Genomic DNA, 21,582 nt, shown 5'->3' on the forward strand with positions numbered 1-21,582 from the left:
GGGTTAGGGTGGGGTAAAAAATATTTGATACATCAATCATAACTTTTCAAACATCCTCTAAGAGAAGTTATTTTACCAATAATTATTCCAGTGTTTCTTAAATTTTAGGAAGTCATCATGACACAAAGTATAGCATTTCCGTTTAATGAAGCATCACGTGTATTAATGGTATCAATGCGGAATCTAAAATTTCATGTTTCTCGATCTGCCGGTTACGAATTTGAGGATATTATCTGTAGTTGTGACACAGTAGATTTATTTTCTCCGACCTTCAATCCCGCTCTTTTCAAAGTCACAAATGCCTTAGCTAATAGCGCTGCAAAAATTTTCAAAAATGGCAAATTATTCCACTTTCTAGTGAATTATCAATTTGAAGTCAAGAAAGAATACGAACTATTTTTCATATTCTGCCAATCACCACAAGATATTCTGGTTTTAAATTCTCTTAAAGGCTGGCGGGACAAATGCCGCTATGCTGTTTGCTGGCTGGACGAACTTTGGGCAAAAGATATTGATAGTTGGAGAGCCCAGCTAGAACTTCTCAAAGACTTTGATTGTGTTTTTATGAACTTTAGTTCTAGTATCGATCGAGTCCATGATATCGTTCAGCGTCCTTGCTATTCCATACCTTACGGAGTTGACACGGTAAAATTCTGTCCTTATCCAGCAGACCTTTACCGTTGTATTGATGTTTTAAATATTGGACGGCGTTCAAAAGTCACCCATAATGCCCTACTAGAACTTGCCGACCGAGAAAAGCTTTTCTATATCTATGACACAATCAAAGATTTATACATGAGTGATTACGGCTATCACCGGAGTCTTTACACAAATTTTATTAAGAGAAGCCGATACACGATCGTCAATAAAGCAAAATTTGATTTAACTGGTAAAACCAATCCTCAAGAAGAAGTAGATCCGCGCTTCTTTGAAGGAGCCGCCGGAGGAACAATTATGTTAGGCGTTGCTCCAAAATGTAAGGATTTCAACAAATATTTTGATTGGTCAGATCCAGTGATTGAGATTCCATTTGATTGCTTTAGTATAGCTGGGGTAATAGGTGAGTTAGATACACAACCCGAGTATCAAGACAAAATACGTAAAAACAATATTTTCAATTCCCTACTTACCCATGATTGGGTGTACCGTTGGGAAGCAATTTTGGCAACCCTAGGGCTTGATAGCACTCCAAAGATCGGAAAACGGAAAGCTCATCTCCAAAACTTAGCGGAAATAGCTAGGACTTCACCGGATAGCTGTCACCAAACTCGACTGCTTTTGGCTCAGTGACAATAAGTGCGTATAATAGCATAAAGCTAGCTTGCAATTTATTGACAATGCCGCAGGATACAGAAGCCGCAGTTGAATTTCGCAATGTAACCTTCAGTCTAAACAAGCGCCCTTTGGTATCAAACCTCAATTTTACTATAGACCAAGGAGAAGCCCTGCTCTTACTAGGGCGCAGTGGGAGTGGCAAAACAACAATCATAAAATTAATCAATCACCTTTTGGCACCAACAGAAGGTGAAGTTTTATTTAATGGTATTCCTACAACTCAATGGAATGAAATAAAACTACGAAGAAAAATTGGTTACGTTATTCAAGAAACAGGGTTATTTCCCCATTTTACTGTGGAACGCAATATTGGTTTGGTTCCTCATTTAGAAGGTTGGAAGCCAAAACAAATAAAAACAAGAGTGTATGAATTACTGCATTTAGTTGGTTTAGAACCCGAGAAATTTGCTCAAAGATTTCCACACCAACTTTCAGGAGGGCAAAGGCAGCGAGTGGGAGTCGCAAGGGCATTGGCAGCAGATCCACCTATGTTGTTGATGGATGAACCTTTTGGGGCTTTAGATCCTATTACGCGGTTAGAACTGCAAGAAGAATTCAAGCGCTTGCAGACAGAATTGGGTAAGACTGTTTTGTTCGTAACTCACGATATTCATGAAGCATTTGTTTTGGCATCTAGAATTGGGTTGATGTATGGGGGAGAATTGGTAGCATTAGGTACACCAAAAGAATTTTTGCAATCCCAGCATCCTGAAGCTTTGGCATTTTTGCAGTCTTTAAAATTGGCTCTATGAACTTCAGTAACTTCTTCTTCATAAAATATGCTCAAGAAATTCTAGAACGGACTTTTGAACATTGACTGTACGCGGTGAAGATGCCAAACGTTTCAATATTCAAACTCTGTCTGATGCTGCTCGATATACACCTCAATGGCGTGGGGGTTTTAGTTATGAGTTCATGGAACGGGAGGATGGTTTTCCTGGTTTGGCAAAAACTTATGATTTGCGCTTTGCCAAATCTCCTCGCATCATGGATTTGGGATTGATATATCGATCGCTCGTGCAAAAGCAAGTGGATATGGTAAATGGCAATTCCACAGATGGACAAATTGCTCGCTTGAGTTTGGTGGTGCTGAAAGATGACAAGCGTTATTTTCCACCCTATGAAGCAACTCCCATATTCAGGAAGGAAACATTGCAAAAGTATCCTGAACTGAAGAAGGCGATCGCTGAACTTGTTGGCAAAATCTCAGCAGATGAAATGCGACGGATGAATGACCTAGTTGAGGGAGAGTTACATACTACACCCGTTGCGCGAGCAATGTAACGACAAGCACCATACATACTTGCGTTTGCACTGCTTTATTAAAATATTGCAGTATTTCTTTTTTTTAAATTTATTTTTTTAATAAGACGCACTCCAGTATTTTAATCACAGTAAAATACCCTGTAGTGCACAAATATCAGCTAGCCTCATCTACAGATGGGGTTTTTTTATTGTGTGGCAAATTGCCCTACTTGCTTATCTTAGCGCTTGTCATTTTTTCATGTCAAGAATTCATTTAAAAAATCCTGAACAATGACCAGTCACCCATTGCTGGTTAGTGGTTAGTGGTTAGTGGTTAGTGGTTAGTGGTTACTGGTCACCGCTCGGATGATTCAAGCTGGAGCAAAAGCGCCGATGGGAATGGGTACAATCTGAGGGGTGGTCAAGCAGGTTCCTTGTCTGTACCAAATCCCCTCTACTTCAAAAGCCTCAAACTCAGTTGTAAGGATTGCCCACGTTCGTTCATTAAGTCCACCAGAATAAGTCCAAGTAAATCGACTTTCGTTCCGCAATCGTTGCTCTAGTTCTGCCAAGTCTTGAGGTAGCCAAAATCGAGTCATCACCCTTTGAGTCGCAATCTCTGGTGGAGTTTCTAGCAAATTAGACATGGCTTGATTGACAATAATTTGCTTGTGGTTATCTTGTCTGACAATACTAACGGGGCGCTCGTTTTCAGCTGCTGCAATAATTCGATACAACAATTCAATAGGCAAATGCAACTGACTGCAAAAAACTGAACCTGTTGGCAAGAGAGTCTCAGCAGTCTCAGCTAGTGGAGGTGGTGTTTGATCGACCATCCATCCAAAAAACTCAATAGGGTGTTTGCAACGTTTCCACCCTATTTTTACTTTCCCCTTAATTTTTGCTGCCGTTTCCGACAAAGCATCTCCATAGTTTTGAGCAAGATAGATAGCATCTTGTTTTGTAGGAGCATGGATAGAAACCCCTTGGTGGGACAATTTATAGCTCCACCCTGCTTGATTAAGAACTCTAAGAACACACGCACTCATCTCTCACACCTTCTGATTTATTATATAAAGTTATGAAAATTTAGTTGCCAAGTCATAGCAATTTTGGATTTTAGATTGTGGATTTTAGATTGTGGATTTGAGATTTTAGATTTTGGGTTTTGCATTAAATTACCGATCGCACGCTGACCAAAAACTATTGATAGACATATAAAAACCCTGCCATCAATGCGTGTATGACATACAGCACCATGAATTGATGGCAAACTAGCTTAACAGCCCTGTTAAGCGTTTTTGTTTTGAATGATATCTATTATTTAATAATAGTCAACGAATGTAAGGAAATTATGTGTTTTTTCTTATAGAATTTCTGGGATTCCTGTTAAGAATTGTGTACGGCGACGCTTTTCTAGAAGTAATAACAAAAGTTTAAAATAAACAAAAGTAAAGATATTAACAGTGAGTAGTGACCCGAAGAGCCACTGCTCACTAGTCAATGGTCACTGGTCAGGTGGTCACTGGTCAGGTGGTTACTGAAAGTAAGCCCCTGGTGGGATTGGCACAGGTTGAGGAGTCGTCAAACAGGTTCCCTGTCTGTACCAAATTCCCTCTACTTCAAAAGCCTCAAACTCAGTTGTGAGAATTGCCCAAGTGTGTTCGTTGAGTCCACCGCAGTAAGTCCAAATAAATCGGCTCTCATTGCGTAAGCGCCGTTGCAGTTCTGCTAAATCTTCCGGTAGCCAAAATCGGGTCATGACCCTTTGAGTGGCAATTTTTGGAAAAGACTGTAACATATTAGACATAGCTTGGTTAATAATGATTTGCTGATTGTCATCTTGTCTGACAATACTGACCGGACGGTGATTTTCAGATGCTGCAATCATCCGATACAACAACCCTGTTGGTAAGTACAACTGGCTGCAAAAAACTTTTTCTCTAGAGAAAATGCGTTCGCCCTTGGCGCAAGCCTCCCCTGGCTTATCGCTAGCCTCAGCAGGTGCGGGCATTTTTTGCAACCCCATCCAACCGTAAAACTCGATAGGATGCTTGCACCGTTTCCATCCTATTCGTACTTTCCCCTTAATTTTTGCTGCGGTTTCAGTTAAAACATCGCCGTAGTTTTGAGCAAGGCTGGTTGCATCTTGCTTTGTAGGGGCAAGGATAGAAACTCCTTCAGAAGACAGCTTATAGTTCCAACCTGGTTGATTGAGGACTTTCAGAACGCTCATACTCATCTATCACACCTTCAGAATTATCGTGTAAGCACTTAAAAGTTTGTTGCCAAATTATCTTTCGTTCTTGCTCAGGAATGCCCAAGGTAGACGTGATAATGGCGAAGTCCCCAGGTGTAGGCAGTACTTCCCCTCTGGCAAGCGCTTGTAAGTTTTTGATTCCAAGGTGCCTTAGTTTTGTCATATTAACTCGAACCAACTCCCCAATCGTTCTTGGGAGGTAAGTTTGTTCGGGTTTCGAGAAGTTGGAAGCGGTTCTTTTAGCCAGCCACTCACAAAGCATCTCTTCTATTGCATCGCTTTGGGAAATTCCCTCACGAGCACAGATGCTTTTGAATTCCCGCGCTATTTCCACGAGAACATAGCCACTGACTTGTTTGTAATCAGCAGAACGCCTTTTGTCAGTCATGTCTCTTGGTCATTCCATAGACTGTTGATATCATGCTTGTCTTTATTGTCCCGCATTTGACCCAAATTGTAGGAATAGGATTTAAATTACTCACTGTTTATCTTACGCCAATTTTGAATGAATTCTTGACAGAAAAAAATGACAAACGCTAGTATTAGTTGGGATGAGTTATTACTGTTGAAAATAAAAGAGAAAACAAGAAAAAGTAGATGCCCCTGAGGAGTTGTTCTCGAGTGAAAGACAAAGCATCTCATTGGCTAGCTTGTCTGGATAGAAGCTAGCCTCAAAACTGAATTAACAGAATTTGCGAGATTGTGCCTTAGTCTTCAGGCTTTTATTATAAGGCAAAAGTACTGAGTTGGGTATTCGATAGTTAAAAAGACGCGAGTACTCAATAGGTGTGTTGGGAATTGTTAAACGGGCGAGCATTACTGCCCACCCCAAAATATTCAGGTAATTATTTTTTCTTTTTCCGAAAGCGCCCCAACGGGCGTTTTACTTTTCCGGCGACAAATCCACGCTGTAAAGAGTTTTGCCCTCTAGGTTAAGCAATGCAACTGTCATCACTTCCGTATTGCTGTTAATTTTTACAGTTCCAAAGAATTGCAAGCCATCACTTGGAGGTCGATTTGCCTGTAAATTTGTGGGAATACTCAGGAATTGTAACTGCGGACCAAAGGTATTTTCCAGTCGATTGGGTCCAAAAGTACCAGAATTAATAGGACCCGCAACAAACTCCCAGAAAGGTTTAAAGTCAGTAAACTGTGCTTGAGAGGGGTCGTAGTAATGGGCTGCTGCATAATGTACATCAGCTGTTAACCACACTACATTCTTAATATCACTGCGATGGATAAAGCGCAGTATATCCGCAAGTTCAAGTTCCCGCCCCAAAGCAGGACCATCTCCGTTTGCTAAATTTTCAAAGTTTGTAGCACCATCTGGAACCACCAACCCAATGGGCATATCACTGGCAATAATTTTCCAAGTTGCTGTCGATTTCCGCAATTGATTTTTCAACCAGCGCACCTGGGCGTTGCCTAAAAATGCCGTTTCCGCACTTTGTTCTGTTTGGCGATTTGGTGAATTGGGTCCTCGGTAGCTGCGCTTGTCAATCATGAAGATTTCCAATGAAGGACCATAATTAAACGAGCGATAAATTCTGCTTGGGTCTTTACCATTGATATCAATGGGGAAATATTCCAAGAACGCTTGATTTGCTCGTCTTGCTAACAAAGAAACATCTTTGACAGTGTAGCGATTATCATCAAGAATTTCGCCCGGATACCAATTGTTAGTTGTCTCGTGGTCATCCCACTGAGCTAATATAGGAACCTCAGCGTTAAAACGTCGGACGTTCTCATCCAATAAGTTGTAAATATAGTTACCTCGAAACTCCTGTAGAGTTTCTGCAACTTTTGATTTTGCTTCTGTCGTAATATTTTTCCAGATGCTTCCATCATCCAATTTCACTTCTGATTGGATTGGATTATCGGCATAAATAGTGTCACCGGAATGGATGAAAAAGTCTGGATTGAGTTTCCGGATAGTTTCGTAAATCTTCATACCACCGAAGTCTGGATTAATACCCCATCCTTGACCGGCAGTATCCCCCGACCATGCAAAAAAGATATCTCGTTGACCTCTATAAATAGCGGGTGTTTGGAAAGAGCCGATCGCAGGTTCGCTTTCCTTACTAGAATCATCCAAATCTTGAAAAATGACTCGGTAGTATATCTTTTGATTTGATGGTAAGTTTTTAAGATAAACACGTGCCGTGTAATCGCTGACATCTATTGCATTGGGTCCAACAACACGTTGTACATTTCGGAGAGATTCATCTAGACTGTATTCCACAATCAGCTTTGCTGGTTTGTCAGTACGACTCCAGATAACAGCCTTATTGCCACTGATATCACCACTGGCTACACCATAAGGGATGGTAGGACGATCTGTTTTGATGATGGCTGGTGCTTGAGCAAAAACTCGCGATTTTGATAAAAGATTCGTGGATATGATTCCACCAGTTGTCATAGCTGAAGCTATTAAAAACTGGCGGCGATTGAGCTTTAGTGGAGAATTGGAGTTCATAAGAATATAAAGGTAGATATTGGTTAGTGGTTAGTGGTTAGTGGTTAGTGATGCACTAATCTCTAGACACTTTGCACCCCAATCTTAAATATCAACTTAGAAATGAATGCGAGCGCGTTCTTTCACACTTTGAAAATTATCTAATGAAGTATTTATTTGTCAATCAGAACTCCCACTTATCTTTTAAAAAAACAATTAAGATAGATGTAAATTCAGTAATTCTTTTTTTAAGTAGCGATCGATAATACTTATTTTTTAGGAAGAAATTTTTGAACCATAACAGATTTTTCACATAACAATCCTATTTGATTTGTGAAATACCTGTAGGTAGGGCTAAAGCCCACTAAAGTGAAATACTTGTAGGGTGGGCTTTAGCCTACCAAAGCATAATTAGGTAGGCAATGTCCACCCTACAATACCTAAAATTTTTCCTGCATAATTTAGAATTCTTGTAATACTTAATTCTGTGTATGATTGTTTACTATCTTCTGAACTTTATGAAGATTTATAAAGTTATTATGTTCTTGTCGTATTTTTACCAAAAAAACTTTAATTAAACTATTTTTTCTGCTATCTTAACTTTAGTATAATCATTTAATGCATAACGCAAGTTAAACTAATTAAACCTTCACATTGTTGGTACCAAGTAACCAATTGATTATTTTTGATAACCTCTTATCCTAATAGTTGTCACAAATGTTGTTAGCAATTACGATCGCAATAATCAGTCTCTGCCCACTTCTAGTTTTACTTTTTATGACTTGGGTGTGGGCAGAAACAGAAAAACGCAAAGTTCAAGAATTTGGTGAGTAATCTCACCATTCACTGGTCACTGGTTACTGGTCACTGATATTGCTACCAAGGCAATTGGCTACCATCCCAGGAAAAAAACTTTCCGCTATCGTTTTCTTGAAGTTGCTCAATAACACTCAGTAACTGAGTGACTGTCCGCTCAACGGAAAACAATTTTTCAGGTGGTACGTTTGCTTGAAACGGTTTGGAAAGTCGAGTATCAGTTGTACCGGGATGCAAGGAGACAACTATTGTTTTCGGGCTAGTTCTTCCATATTCAATAGCCACTGTTCGCACAAACATATTAAGAGCCGCTTTCGAGGCTCGATAACCATACCAACCCCCAAGTTGGTTATCACTTATACTGCCTAATTTTGCAGAAATACAAGCAAAAACACTACGCTCTTTGTGACGCAACAAGGGTAACAGGTGTTTGGCGAGTAAAACCGAGCCAATACTGTTAACTTGGAAGTAGCGCATTAAGTTTTCAGAATTAATTTGTCTTAAACTTTTTTCTGGTTCTAGAGAAGATTCATGCAAGATACCCACACAATTAATGACTAGATGAATTTGTGTTACTTCCCCTCGTATCTTTTGGACAACTTCAGCAATCTGGGATTCATCAGTAATATCCATTGATAAGCAAGTTAAGCGAGCGCGATATTTGTCTGCTAAAATTAACAACTCAGAAGCAGAATCTGGCTGACGATAGGTTGCATAAATTTTGGCAATTTTTTCATTTTTCAGCAGGGTTTTTACAAAACCAATACCAATACCTTGACTTGCTCCTATAATCAATGCATTAGCGTTCTTAATTTCTTGAAGAAAAGACATTTTGTCTAACTCAGCAGCTTTCCTAATAATTATAATTACTTACTACAACTTCAGTCTAAGCAGTATAACTTATCTAATGATTATTTGTACCAACTTACTTAGGAACTAGCGTCGAAATAAAATACAAATTTGTAAGGGCGCAAAGCCGCCGCGCCCCTACGAATGATTGGTACGTTATTTAAACGCGACTCCCTTAATCCTCTATTTCCCGATACAAAATCGACTGAAAATCTTATCTAATACTGATTCTGTGACCTCCTCTCCAGTAATTTCTCCCAGTGCTTGAATTGCGCCTCGCAAGTCAATTGTCCAAAAATCAAAAGGTAGCTGTTGAGCGATGGTTTCCCGTACTTGTTCTAACGACGTTTTTGCTTTGACGAGTGCGGCTGCTTGTCTTTGGTTAATCGCTAAATCTAAGTCAGAGGCTTGCACCTTATCGACTCTGACTTTTTCCAAAATCGCTGCTTCTAAAGCATCCAGCCCTTGGTTTTGAGCAACGGCTGTCTTAACAACATGGCTGATACTCTTGGGATATTGCACTTCTTCTGGTGGCGCTAAGTCAATTTTGTTGATAACTAGAATTACAGGACGGTGTTGCACTTGTTCATAGATTTCTCCATCGCCGGCTGTCCAACCTGTTGAAGCGTCTAGAGTTAACAGCACTAGATCCGCTTCAGTTGCAGCACGCCGGGAACGTTCCACCCCAATCTTTTCTACTTGGTCTTCTGTTTCCCTAATTCCGGCTGTATCTAAGACTTGTACGGGAATTCCACCCACAACTAACTGTGATTCTACAACATCGCGAGTTGTACCGGGTAAGTCAGTCACAATGGCGCGATCGCTTCGACTCCAAGCATTCAACAAACTCGACTTACCTACATTCGGACGGCCGACAATTGCCACTTTTAACCCCGTGCGAAGCAGTTCCCCTTTGTCAGCAGTTGCCAAGATGTTGGCTATTTCTACAGCAACTCCCTCAATTTCCGAGATGACTTGAGTTTCATCTAACGGCGGTAAGTCTTCCTCAAAATCTATTCGGGCTTCGATTTCTGCTAAAATATCCAAACAGCTAGCCCGTAACTGACGGATGGGATGCGCTAATTTTCCTTGCAATCCCGCCAATGCCGCTTGTGCTGCTTGAGGCGATCGCGCACCTACCAAATCGGCAATACTTTCGGCTTGAGTTAAATCCAGTCGCCCATTCAAAAACGCCCGCAGGGTAAACTCTCCTGGCTGAGCCAGTCTAGCCCCATTTTCCAAACAAAGCTGCAAAACCTGCTGTACTGCCATGATTCCTCCATGACAGTGAAATTCCACGACATCGTCACGAGTATAGGAACGAGGTGCTTTCATAATTAGCAAAAGAGCCTCATCCACGACTTGGCGTGTCCGTGGATGGCGGATATAACCGTAAAGGATACGGTGACTTTCCCAAGCTTGACGCCCTGGTGCATGAAACAAAGTTTGAGCAATTTGCATTGCTTCCGTCCCGGAGACACGCACGATACCAACACTGCCTTGTTGGGGGACAATAGCAGTCGCGATCGCGGCAATGGTTCCAGTGGTTGCAAAGTTTTCTGACATTCAGTTACGATTTATAGTTAATTGCAAAAAATTAGCCCCATACCATTTTGGATTTTAGATTTTAGATTTTGGATTGAGAAAGTCATGTATGGACTTGATGTCAATCAATTATCTGTCTCCTCTTGATTCCAATTAGTACTATCCTAGTTCAAAAGTACTCATTTATAAGATATCGCAAGTAACTTCTGAGTTTAACAAAGGAGGCTTCAGCAAAAACGAGGAATATCCTTGTTTCCCTTTAGAATTATAGTTTTTTATAATCTACAATAATTCTTTCCCAATCCAAAATCCAAAATCCAAAATCCAAAATCCAAAATCCAAAATCGAAGGAGTTAATCGTGGAAAAACCAAAAATCAACTGTGCGGAAGCTTGCGTCAATGGCTGTGTTTTAGGGGATGAGTGTCCCAACACAGAGTTCAAAGAAGCTGCTTCAAAGTTTATTGAAGATACTCCCTTAGACCAAATGATAGAAATAGCTGAAATAGCAAGAATGAAAAAACTGATGGAACCCCCTAAATGGGTATTTCCTGAAGATACGTAATTAAAGTATGAAGGATGAAGGATAAAGGATAAAAAGTTTTGTATTGACTTCATCCTTTAAATCACAGTTTTTTGTAAAGTTGCTATTACCCCATACATCTGAACTGGATCGAGAACCCGTAGCAGGCTGCTTTGAGTCACAAGTCCAAGTTCTTTACCTCCATCCCAAGACACAACCAATCTTTTTGTATGTCGCCGATGCATTTCCCGCAAAGCAGTTAAAAGAGAATCTTCAGGGCTTAATAAAAAAAGCGGCGTACTCATAACAGACTGCGCCCGAACTTCTGTAAGATTCATTTGCAGTGCTTGGAATTGGACAATATCTCGCTCGGTAACAATTCCTACAGGAACATGAATGAAGTGTCCGAGTTCTAATTCTGGATATTGCTCGGTAATGACAACACAACTAATTTTATACTCTGCCATAACTTGAGCTAAGCTCAAAACTGAAGCAGTGACTGGCGCACGAATGACTTGGGTTGTCATAACATCTCCTACACGCATAAGCTTGAGGAGATGGATGGGGCGCAAAATACTACGAATACTTTCATGAGAGACAACTCCAATGAGTTCTCCCTTCTGTCCTAAAATCGGTAAATGACGAATGCGGTAGCGCCGAAATAAAAATAGGGGGGCAAAAATATCTTTAAAAGTCGTTTGAGAGAGTGTAATCACTGGTTTTGTCATGACTTCAGCGATTGTCACTTTTTCAAAGGGTATGCTTGCTGCTGTCAGCCGCACAATATCCCGTTCTGTAAAGATTCCTAACAATTCCCTTTCCTGCACCACCAAAACACAACTAGAACCCGTCTCATGGATAGGAAACCCATCTGAGTGTGAATTGACACTAGATAACGAACAACTGTGAATCCGCCTTTCGTTCATTAAAGCAATAACATCTATAAGTTGTGTATCACTTGTAACTTTGAGTGGATTATAGTCTATTGCTGCTTCTATTTCTGGCTCACTTAGCTGTAGGTCATCAAATTGCATGGCTAGTTTTACAAAGGAACATGGCGCTCTGTTTCATAATGTACCAAGTCGTAACAGAATTCTTCATTTATTTATTTATTGTTTAGATTAGTAACTTTTCTTAGCGGAAGGATGAAGGCAGAGGCTGCTCTGCCTTACCCAAATGGATAAATTTATTGGACTTGACAAAATGTACTTTGCACGAAAGTATGTTCTTCACGGAGATCTTTGGATATTTGTATCTCTTATTAATGAAGGACAAAGTATAAATTCTTTATGCTTTATCCTTTATGCTTTATCCTTGTTACTTATATTTATGCCTAGTACCACTTGGAATCGTCATCACGTTCTTTCTCTTTCTGACTTCACAAGCGCCGAGTATAACACTGTATTACAAACGGCTGCCAGTTTCATGGAAGTCTTGTCTCGTCGAACAAAGAAAGTACCAACTTTACAGGGGCAGGTGGTGGCAAATTTATTTTTTGAACCCTCGACTCGGACTCGCAGTAGTTTTGAACTTGCTGCAAAGCGTTTGTCAGCTGATACGCTCAACTTTGCCTCGGCGACTTCTTCTATGACCAAAGGAGAAACTATTCTCGATACGGCAAAGACTTATCTAGCAATGGGTACCGATATTATGGTGATCCGCCACAAGGAAGCGGGCGTTCCCCAGGCGATCGCAGCTGAAATGGATCGTTTGGGAGTACGAGTCAACGTTCTGAATGCAGGTGACGGTCAACACGAACATCCTTCTCAAGCACTGCTTGACTTATTTACTATTTGTACTCTCCTCGATGCTGACTCCCCGCAGATCGAACTTTTAAAGGATAAAAAAGTTGCCATTGTTGGGGATATTGTACATTCACGAGTTGCCCGCTCAAACATTTGGAGCTTTACCGCTAGTGGTGCTCGGGTACATCTCGCCGGACCACCCACACTTTTACCAAAATTATTTGCTGATTACGGCGAAGACCAACCGGGTAAATTGTTTCTTCACTGGGAGCTAGAACCTGCTTTGGAAGATGCGGATTTTGTTATGACTTTGCGCTTGCAAAAAGAACGGATGACCGCTCATTTATTGCCCTCCTTGCGAGAGTACCATCAAATGTATGGTATTACACATTCGAGATTGGAACTTTGCAAACCAGAAGTCAAAATTTTACATCCCGGTCCAGTAAACCGTGGTGTTGAAATTAGTTCTGAAGTGATGGACGATCCTAAATTTAGTCTTATTCAAAATCAAGTCAGTAGTGGTGTCGCTATTCGTATGGCTTTGTTGTACTTAATTGGCAGTGGGAAGAGTTAGATAGTTAGTGGTTAGTTGTTAGTGGTTGGTTGTTAGTAGTTAGTTGTTAGTGGTGTTGGATAGGTGTCTCGCCTGTCATGATTTTGCTCTCTGTCTTCTTCAAGAAGCTGCGGGGAGTAGGTCTACTGCTTCTGTACTTTTATGCTCTTTCAGAAACAAATGCCCAAGCGCAAACAAAACTTCTGCCTTTTCCGTGTCTGTTGCTTGCATGATGAGCATTTTTAAACTCACAGAAGAATCTATCGAAAGACGACATTTCGCAGGGTTTTTAGCTTCCTCAGGAAGAAAATTTAATACAGCAAAGTAATCGCCAGCTCTTAGGTCTTGCTTACCATTAATAAATCGACTGAGGCTACTCTCGTTGACTCCTGTCGCCTCAGAAATCTCCCTGGCGGTCAACCCACTTTCCCTAATCGCCTTTATCAAAATTTGCTGGTGATCCATCTTCTTGCTAAATAGCAATTTTTGCTATACCATTTTCTCATTAGCAATTTTAGTAATGAGAAGATACCTGTTTGTTATTTTAACAATAACAAATCAGCCATTGAACTGCAATTTCCTAGTTGTAGGTTACACGGAAATCAAAAATATGCCCTTGCCTGGTGGGACAGGGGCTGAAACGTTGTAGTTTTTATCTATTGCTATTATGACTCAAAACAATTCCGAAACACAAGGAATATATTACCCAGTTAAAGCAGCTTGCTCATTTGTCTGGTATCACTGTACCGCCGTTGAGGAGGTGCGTTGAATGACAAAAGTTTTGATAGTCCGCAGTCAGTTAGATAACGAAGAATGGGGAGACGAACCAGCAGATCCCGATGATGTCTGGTGTGTGGGCGATCGCGTTCGTTTGAGGAACAGCACTGTAGAAGGAACTGTTTGTCTTGAGCAACAGAAGCCGTTTTTAAATTCCTTGTACCTGCCCTATGTTTTGGTTCTGTGGGACGGGAAAAACATACCCATTCCCGTTGAGCCTGAGTTATTAGTGAGGCTCACGAGGTACATTCCACAAGATTTAACTTGGCAGGCTGCTGAAAGTTTTGCTGATGAATCTCATTCAAAGCATCTAAATGAGAATACTGAAAACGAGCAAGCAAGATGGAATAGCTCAAGGCTCACGCCTCAAATCGAATCCTCTACCTCAACAGCCTCATATAAAAGCCATACAAGTTTTGTACAGGATAACCAAATAGGACAGTATTGGTTACAGGAGCCAGCCTCCACTGATTCTTCTGGTGTGAGTGAGGAGTTAGATTCAGAGAATGCTTGCGGTGTTTCTCAGCCATTACTGGGGGGTAGTGTAAATAGCCCTAGTAAAAATCTTGAACAGCCCAATCCCTGCTTTGGTAAGAACAGCCCTAGTAATGACTTACCCACCAGTAAAGATAGACCTAGTAAAAATCGTAGAACTCGTGGCGAAGGCAACGGTACTATCCACTGGCGCACTCTTACCAAGAATGGAAAAGATTACCTGCAAGCCTACTATCACTGGAAGGAGAACGGTCGAAAAAAAAGCAAGTACATTCCCAAACAGTTGCTAGAACTGGTTCAACAGGCAGAGGAGCAGAAACGCCCAGTAATAGAAATTCTGGCAATATTGAGTGGAGAAAGTTTACTGGTGGGTAAGGAAAACAGCCCTAGTAAAGTAGAACAAAATTACTTATTTACCAGTAAAAACAGCCCTAGTAACATCAAGGAACAGCCAATACCCACCAGTAAAAATAGCCCTAGTAATGTCAAGGAACAGCCAATACCCACCAGTAAAAATAGCCCTAGTAATGTCAAGGAACAGCCAATACCCACCAGTAAAAATAGCCCCAGTAAAACGCGGCGACATAAAGGCTTAGGCACTGGTTCTCTTCAATGGAAAACCATTACCCTCAATGGGAAAGATTATCCCCAACCTTGGTATCACTATGAGGTTTGGATTGAGGGCGATCGCATTACCAAAAAGAGCAAGTATATTCCCAAGCGGCTGCTTAGCAAAATTCAGGAGCTAGAGGCACAAAAAGCGTCGGTGAGCGAAATTTTAGAAGTTCTTGGAGAAAAAATTTGAGTCGCGCAAGTTTTATGAGTTATTACTGGTGGGTATTGAAAATAGCCCTAGTAAATCTAGAAAACAACTCAAGGTGTATATTCTGCGCTAGAGGTTAATGACTTCCTTTAGCTGTGTCAGCAATGCCTGATTCTCAATGGGGCTACCGACAGATGTTCTAAAATAGTAAGCATCTAATCCTGGTTTTAAACCAAAATCCTGTACAAAAATATTTCTGGCTTGGAGTGCTTGAACTAAATCTTTTGAGGGAATGTTGAGTGGTTTTGTATGAACTAAAAGAAAGTTTGTGGCAGAAGGGCAAACAAAGAACCCAAGGTTTTCAAGTTCCCTAGCTAAGTACTCCCTATCTTGGCAAATTTGCTGAATATTAGAATGGACATACTCCATGTCTTCTAGTGCTGCGATCGCACCTACTATGGCTAACTTATTCACAGCAAACATTTGGGCTGCGCGGTAGAGATAATCCACCACAGTCTCATTGCCAATTCCGTAGCCCACCCTTAAACCTGCTAAGCCAAAGCTTTTCGATAAGCTGCGTAAAATGATGAGATTCGGATAGCGATCGACAAGGTCTGCTACAGTTTCCTGGCAAATTTCATAGTAACACTCATCCACAACCACCACGCACTCTACACGCTCCAGAATTTCCTGGACAATCTCGCGTGGAATCAGGTTAGCTGTGGGATTGTTGGGGTTAGCAATAAACAAAACCTTCGTTTTGGGAGTGACTTTCTGCACTATTGCCTCAACATCAAGCCCAAAATCCGCAGTTCTATGGACTAAAATCGGATTTCCGTTAACAACTTGAGTACTGAGAAAATACACAAAAAAGGTTGGAACTGGGATAATGACTTCTTCTCCCGGCTTGACAAAGACTTTAGCAATCAGTTCGATCAAATCGTCAGAGCCATTACCGATAAAAATCTGCTGTTCCTTTGCACCCGTATACTTGGCTAATGCTTCTCGTAGCTTTCCCCCAAGTATCTCTGGATACCGATTGATTGTCTTCACTGCATCTGTAATCGCTTCGACAACATGGGGTGAGGGTGGGTAAGGTAACTCACCTTTATCCAGACGAATAACATCACTCCCTTTAGCCCGTCTGGGTTCTTTTTGACCAATACTCTTAATATGTTCGTTAACTAGATAATCCATTGTTTCAAATAATATTTAACGGTTGTTTCCTAGTAACATTGGTAACTCAAGTACACTGTTTAAGATAACATCACATCCTACATCTTTGAGCATACTTTGTTGCTTATCTGACATCCGATCTCCAAATACACCAGTCAATACCCCTATAGATAGACATCCAGCTTGTTTGGCAGCAACAACATCACTCGTAGCATCACCAATATAAGCTGCATACTTACGATCTAAAGATTGAAATTCTTTTGAACAGAAAATTTCAACATTTTCATCAGGATAAAGTGCTTTAAGTACGACAAATGGGTGGGGTTTGCCGAGTTTCTGACTGTTACCAGAACGAGATAGAATTGCTTCTGCGTCTAAAACTTCGTCATATGTAACAATGCGTGTTTTGTCAAAGTATTCGAGTAACCCTAGCTTGGATAGGGGCTGAATCACTTCATTTCTCGGTCTTCCTGTTGCGATGCCTAAAGTGTAGTTATAGCGATCGCGTAAATTTTGCAATACTATCCCAATACTTCCTAAGTCCAAAACGGTATCATCATCAGGAAGAACTCCGCAACCCTTTGTTTCATACCATTCTTGGAAGTTATGATAGCAAAGCTGCCACAAATCTCCTTTAGGTTGAAGGTAACTTAACTTTGCCCCCAAAATTCTTTCTGAGAACAAACTGACATACCCAACAACATCTGTTCCTGTTAAAAATTGAGTTTCTTCCCAAAATATTCCAATTAAAGCATCGCTAATTCTTGAGGTATAATTATTCTTTTGCAAGAAATTTTTTAATCTTGCTAATTCCTCGTTTACAGGGAGAGGATTGCCGATAATATTAGACCAATCCTCAGGATAATTTACTTTCACTGCGTTGAGAATTCCCAGCAAATGCAGAGACATAACAAAAAATGTTAAGTCCCAGTTTGAGTTAACAGCCCGCCTTTTTAATTCATAAACAAACTGACTGGATATAACCTTTTCCCCAACCAAAGCCAATTTAGTTAAAAAATCATCACCTTCATCAAAATAATTTTTTAACCCAAGGTAGCTGTCACTAGTTATCAAATCCCAGACAGTGAGGCGGGCTGTATTCCAATACTTTTTTTCACTAGTAATAACTCCATCCAAATCAAAGATAAGAGTTGTAAGTTGCTGATACATATTATAAGGATTCAGGAGAGCGCATAAAGGATAAAGTTATTTAGCTAACAGCATCTAATTCAGAATCTATCAAGCTTTTCGTTTCTCCCTGAATATCACTCCCCATTTCAACCGCCATAGCTAACCCTAGGAGTGTAATTTCAGGAGGAAACTTTTGAGTATCGCTCAGATTCATTGTTAGAAAAGGACAACAGAATAAAGCCAACTTTAAATACTTCTTCCAATGCGGATTCAGCGATTCTCTAGATTTCAGTTCTTTAACTAAAGGAGTCAGCACTCGTTGAATTTTTGATTGTAAAAAAGCTAGCCTAACTTCTGAGGGTGCAAAGTTATGTTTTACAGTAATAGTATTGTCTTTAATTTCTAATTGAATAGTGAGTGTCTTGGCAACTTCATGGGGAAAGTACATCCAAATAGCAAACACATTATGAAACAGTGGTTTGGCTAAATCTAGAAAGGGCGAGTGCCTCCCTGCAAAAGCTGGATCGAAGTAGATTAAGGAAGAATTTTCTTTATCAACAAACACATTACCATTGTGAGCATCTCCATGCCCAACTATGGATGGAGTTTCGGATTTGGAGGGGTCTAATACCTCGATCGCTTGCTGTACAAGACTACCAATCGTCTCTTTAAATTCAACTCCATTAACAATCCAATTCATTTTCGCCAGTGTAGAAAAATGAATTGTGTGTCCGGGCAAAACAATTTCTGTATTTTCGTAGAAAGTTGCAAAGCGTCCGCCAGTCAGTCTGTGAGAAAACAGTTGGTGAATTGGGGCTTTTTCATGTTCCTCTGCTGTTAAAGGTTGGAGTGTTTGTAAATAAATCTTCCAAAGATTATCATCAGATTTTTGTTGCAGAGAAACAATAAAGTCTGCATTTTGTTGATTATCCAGTTCTAATTTCCGAGTTATATCAAATAGTGATGGATATTCAACATATTCGTAAATCAGAAGTTGCTTTCCCCATTCATTAGAACTAAATATAGGTTGAATAACTGGATAGCCTGCTTCTGCTAAAATAGTCGAGTTATAGTACTCGTTAATAATACTTTTTGGCTCGACATGGGTTTTAAAAAATAGCTTTCGTCCATCATCTGCCAATAGAAATCCATTGAGAGAATTGAGAGAGACAGCTAATGGTCGGATTGTAACTTCCTTGATTTTAAAAGGCAGAATTGCATTCAGGAATTCTTGCATTAATGCATTTGCAGCCTTTACATCAGAAAATTGGAGAGCTTGAATATATTGCAAATCTTTGTCTGACAAATTTTCCTCCTTGAAAAGCGAAAACCCCTCACCCTCGTTCACCCTCGTTCCCAGGCTCAGCCTGGGAATGCCTATTGGGAGGCTCCGCCTCCCGTCACGCACTTCTCTTGATGCTATCACGCTCGGCGGCAGCCCTAACCCCTAGCCCCTAGCCCCTAATCTAATAAACCTTCCCTTTCTTGAATTGCCATAGCATGGGCTGCAAAACCTTCGTAGGTTGCGAGTGTTTGAGTTGTTTGTTTCAGTTTGGCATAGCCTTCTGGAGTCAGATAGCCAATTCCCGCCCGTTTAAGGAAGTCAAAGACTGACACAGCGGAATACGATCGCGCAAAGCCTCCTGTTGGAAGAATAGCATTGACTCCCAAGCAATAGTTACTTACGGGTATTGGTGTGTAGGGACCGAGCAAGATTTCTCCGGCGTTCTTTATCTTTCCTAGTACGCTGAAAGGTTCTTTAACTAAAACCTCTAAATGTTCTGGAGCATACTCGTTGACGAAATCAAGTGATTCTTCTAAGCTGCGTGTGAGTAAGATGCCACCATAAGAAGAAAGCCCTTTCTCGCAAAACTCTCGCCTCCACTCTGGAAGTTTAGTTAAATACTCAGTAACATAGTTAGCCGCTTTGAGAGCAAGGGATTCATCATGGGTAACGAGTAATGCAGCTGACTCAGGACCGTGTTCTGCTTCAACTAACAGATCGAGGGCTGCAATTTGAGGATCGGTATGTTCGTCAGCTAAGATGATGGACTCACTCGGTCCGGCTGGTAGCCCTACATCTACCGTTCCGTATAAAATTCTCTTAGCTGCGGAACCATAAACGTTACACGGACCTGTAATTTTGTCAACTTTGGGGACTATTCCCGTACCCAAAGCCATGGCTGCGATCGCTTGTATTCCACCCAGCCTGTATACGTCTTTGACTCCTGCCATTTCAGCCGCTACAAGAGATGCTGGTTCTACCAATCCATTTTTGTCTGGAGGGGTACACACAACAATTTTGGTCACACCAGCCACCTTTGCTGGTATTGTTAACATGAGCATCACTGATGGAAAAGCACCTTTTCCTCGTGGAACGTACAGCCCCGCACTAGCGATGGGTGTGACTTTTTCACCTGCGAAAATTCCACTCTCAATTTCTGCGAGTTGAATTTCTTCCGGCATTTGTCTTTCATGGACTTCTTTGATGTTGACGAATGCCTGATGGAGGGCTGACTTGATTTCAGGTTCAATGGATTCGCGAGCATCTGCAAATTCTTGTTCGCTGACTTTCAGGTTTTCCAGTTCTGCTCCTGCATAGTCAAATTTCCTCACGTACTCAATTAAGGCTGCATCGCCACGCTGCTTAATTTGGTCGATAACCTCTTTTGCAATGGAGAGGGCTTGTTCGATGTTTAACTCAGCTCGTCTCTTCAATGCAGAGAGATCTTGAGATGTCATTTCTGCTAGTTTGAGAGTTCTAACCACTAGATGCCTGCCCTCACTCATTTCTTCAAGGTAAATTTTGGTTGGGTGAAAAAACGGAATTTTATCATAATACCAACTTCCAGGGTAATTTGTGCCACTATTTAAATGCCTACCCTACATAAACCAAATTAGGATTGCTATATAAGAAAATTAATATTGACATCTCCTTTATTTCGATTATTCTAGAAATATGACTAATGAAGAAACGGCTGGCTATGCAGATATGTTTGCTGCACTAGGGTCGGAACCACGGCTTGAAATTATGCGACTGCTGTTTGCAGCTTACCCACAAGCCTTGACAGTGGGAGAGATTCAGGAAAAGCTCAAGATCCCGAACTCCACCCTGTCCCACCATTTGGAGAAGCTGCGAAACGAGGGGTTAGTTACTAGCCGAAAAGATAGGCAATTTTTGTGGTATTCAGCAAATGCTGAGACGATGGAGGATTTGCTTGCTTTTTTAACCACAGGGAAAACGAGAAGCGATCGCGTGGGTATTTTTGGCGATCGTCCTCCTCAAGCTACCAATGCAACATCGATAGAGGAAGGATTTATGTTTGAAAGATTTTTTGAGGCTATCTTTGAAAAACTGTTTGGATTCATTTCTGGGAGATTCCGCCTTCAAGGATATGAAAGATTTACTCAAGAAGCCAAAAACGTTATATTGTTTGCACAAAGCGAGTCTCGCCGCTTAGGGCATGACTTTATCGGTACAGAACAAATTTTAGTAGGATTGATAAACGAAGGTAGTGGGATAGCATCAGAGATTCTCACCTCTGTGGGGGTGAACTCGGAAAAAGCACGGATTGAAGTGGAAAAAATTATTGGTAGAGGAAAAGGTTCCACGCCTTTAGATATTCCCTACACACCCAGAGCCAAGCAAGTTTTAGAACTATCGGTAGAAGAATCTCAAAAACTGGGTGTAAACTACGTTGGGACAGAACACCTACTATTAGGTATTCTTCGTGAAGGTGCAGGAGGTGTAGGAGGAGGAGTCGCAGTTAAAGTGCTGCAAAACCTGGGAATAGACTTAGTTGCTTTTGAACAAAGGTTGCGAAGTGCTTTGAGTTAAATTTGCCCGTACACAAGCCGTATCCCGCTTATCGCAAGAACGTATAAAACTCGCAGCAAGAACGTGCAAGACTAAATG

General features: G+C 40.9%; 18 protein-coding genes and 2 pseudogenes. 8 read left to right on the plus strand and 12 right to left on the minus strand.

Annotated features, from left to right (window positions below):
• Positions 1 to 117: 117 nt before the first annotated feature.
• The 3 genes and pseudogenes from F7734_RS31165 to F7734_RS31175 form a co-directional block, all read left to right on the plus strand.
• On the plus strand, positions 118 to 1,290 hold the full coding sequence (locus tag F7734_RS31165) for a glycosyltransferase (RefSeq protein WP_155748437.1): 1,173 nt from the start codon (positions 118 to 120) through the stop codon (positions 1,288 to 1,290).
• A gap of 47 nt (positions 1,291 to 1,337) precedes the next feature.
• Positions 1,338 to 2,087 carry an ATP-binding cassette domain-containing protein gene (locus F7734_RS31170; protein WP_155748438.1) on the plus strand — a complete coding sequence of 250 codons (750 nt, stop codon included), beginning with the start codon at positions 1,338 to 1,340 and terminating at the stop codon, positions 2,085 to 2,087.
• Positions 2,088 to 2,154: 67 nt separating this feature from the next.
• A pseudogene (locus tag F7734_RS31175) lies at positions 2,155 to 2,619 on the plus strand (glycine betaine ABC transporter substrate-binding protein); the annotation flags it as partial.
• Between the two features lie 332 nt (positions 2,620 to 2,951).
• Here the strand turns inward: F7734_RS31175 and F7734_RS31180 are convergent.
• The 6 genes from F7734_RS31180 to mnmE form a co-directional block, all read right to left on the minus strand.
• Positions 2,952 to 3,629, minus strand: a complete 678-nt coding sequence (locus F7734_RS31180; protein WP_155748439.1) for a PAS domain-containing protein — start codon at positions 3,627 to 3,629, stop codon at positions 2,952 to 2,954.
• Between the two features lie 488 nt (positions 3,630 to 4,117).
• Positions 4,118 to 4,822 (minus strand): hypothetical protein, encoded by a 705-nt coding sequence (locus F7734_RS31185; RefSeq protein WP_155748440.1) that lies wholly within the window; start codon positions 4,820 to 4,822, stop codon positions 4,118 to 4,120.
• A complete protein-coding gene (locus F7734_RS31190) occupies positions 4,773 to 5,228 on the minus strand; it encodes a ribbon-helix-helix protein, CopG family (protein WP_155748441.1) in 456 nt (151 codons plus the stop codon). The genes F7734_RS31185 and F7734_RS31190 overlap by 50 nt, the downstream gene beginning before the upstream one ends.
• Before the next feature lie 495 nt (positions 5,229 to 5,723).
• Positions 5,724 to 7,316 (minus strand): alkaline phosphatase D family protein, encoded by a 1,593-nt coding sequence (locus F7734_RS31195; RefSeq protein WP_155748442.1) that lies wholly within the window; start codon positions 7,314 to 7,316, stop codon positions 5,724 to 5,726.
• A gap of 855 nt (positions 7,317 to 8,171) precedes the next feature.
• Entirely contained in the window at positions 8,172 to 8,942 is a 771-nt protein-coding gene (locus tag F7734_RS31200; RefSeq protein ID WP_155748443.1) for an SDR family NAD(P)-dependent oxidoreductase, read from the minus strand.
• Positions 8,943 to 9,143: 201 nt separating this feature from the next.
• Positions 9,144 to 10,526 carry a tRNA uridine-5-carboxymethylaminomethyl(34) synthesis GTPase MnmE gene (gene mnmE, locus F7734_RS31205; RefSeq protein ID WP_155748444.1) on the minus strand — a complete coding sequence of 461 codons (1,383 nt, stop codon included), beginning with the start codon at positions 10,524 to 10,526 and terminating at the stop codon, positions 9,144 to 9,146.
• Positions 10,527 to 10,864: 338 nt separating this feature from the next.
• On the opposite strand from mnmE, the gene F7734_RS31210 reads away from it, so the two are divergent.
• On the plus strand, positions 10,865 to 11,068 hold the full coding sequence (locus F7734_RS31210; protein ID WP_166482264.1) for a hypothetical protein: 204 nt from the start codon (positions 10,865 to 10,867) through the stop codon (positions 11,066 to 11,068).
• 56 nt (positions 11,069 to 11,124) lie between these two features.
• On the opposite strand, the gene F7734_RS31215 is transcribed toward F7734_RS31210, so the two are convergent.
• Complete coding sequence (locus F7734_RS31215) at positions 11,125 to 12,060, minus strand: CBS domain-containing protein (protein ID WP_155748445.1); 936 nt, start codon at positions 12,058 to 12,060, stop codon at positions 11,125 to 11,127.
• Between the two features lie 295 nt (positions 12,061 to 12,355).
• Here F7734_RS31215 and F7734_RS31220 point away from each other — a divergent pair, with 295 nt between their 5' ends.
• Complete coding sequence (locus F7734_RS31220; protein ID WP_155748471.1) at positions 12,356 to 13,345, plus strand: aspartate carbamoyltransferase catalytic subunit; 990 nt, start codon at positions 12,356 to 12,358, stop codon at positions 13,343 to 13,345.
• A gap of 99 nt (positions 13,346 to 13,444) precedes the next feature.
• Here the strand turns inward: F7734_RS31220 and F7734_RS31225 are convergent, their stop codons facing one another.
• The gene (locus tag F7734_RS31225) at positions 13,445 to 13,789 is read right to left on the minus strand and encodes a helix-turn-helix transcriptional regulator (protein WP_155748446.1); all 345 of its coding nucleotides are present in this window, start codon (positions 13,787 to 13,789) and stop codon (positions 13,445 to 13,447) included.
• Positions 13,790 to 14,093: 304 nt separating this feature from the next.
• On the opposite strand from F7734_RS31225, the gene F7734_RS62305 reads away from it, so the two are divergent.
• Positions 14,094 to 15,401, plus strand: a complete 1,308-nt coding sequence (locus F7734_RS62305; protein ID WP_207714256.1) for a hypothetical protein — start codon at positions 14,094 to 14,096, stop codon at positions 15,399 to 15,401.
• Positions 15,402 to 15,488: 87 nt separating this feature from the next.
• Here the strand turns inward: F7734_RS62305 and hisC are convergent, their stop codons facing one another.
• The 4 genes from hisC to hisD all read right to left on the minus strand — a co-directional run bounded on the left by hisC (position 15,489) and on the right by hisD (position 20,456).
• Positions 15,489 to 16,556 (minus strand): histidinol-phosphate transaminase, encoded by a 1,068-nt coding sequence (gene hisC, locus F7734_RS31235; protein WP_155748447.1) that lies wholly within the window; start codon positions 16,554 to 16,556, stop codon positions 15,489 to 15,491.
• 15 nt (positions 16,557 to 16,571) lie between these two features.
• On the minus strand, positions 16,572 to 17,705 hold the full coding sequence (locus F7734_RS31240; protein WP_155748448.1) for an HAD hydrolase-like protein: 1,134 nt from the start codon (positions 17,703 to 17,705) through the stop codon (positions 16,572 to 16,574).
• A gap of 40 nt (positions 17,706 to 17,745) precedes the next feature.
• Entirely contained in the window at positions 17,746 to 18,972 is a 1,227-nt protein-coding gene (locus F7734_RS31245) for a hypothetical protein (RefSeq protein ID WP_155748449.1), read from the minus strand.
• A gap of 155 nt (positions 18,973 to 19,127) precedes the next feature.
• The gene (gene hisD / locus F7734_RS31250) at positions 19,128 to 20,456 is read right to left on the minus strand and encodes a histidinol dehydrogenase (protein WP_155748450.1); all 1,329 of its coding nucleotides are present in this window, start codon (positions 20,454 to 20,456) and stop codon (positions 19,128 to 19,130) included.
• A 202-nt stretch (positions 20,457 to 20,658) separates the two neighbouring features.
• Here hisD and F7734_RS65555 point away from each other — a divergent pair.
• Positions 20,659 to 20,874, plus strand: a pseudogene (locus F7734_RS65555) (metalloregulator ArsR/SmtB family transcription factor); the annotation flags it as partial.
• Between the two features lie 159 nt (positions 20,875 to 21,033).
• On the plus strand, positions 21,034 to 21,504 hold the full coding sequence (locus tag F7734_RS64070) for a Clp protease N-terminal domain-containing protein (RefSeq protein ID WP_347566317.1): 471 nt from the start codon (positions 21,034 to 21,036) through the stop codon (positions 21,502 to 21,504).
• Positions 21,505 to 21,582: the final 78 nt, after the last annotated feature.

The organism is Scytonema sp. UIC 10036, from assembly GCF_009725235.1.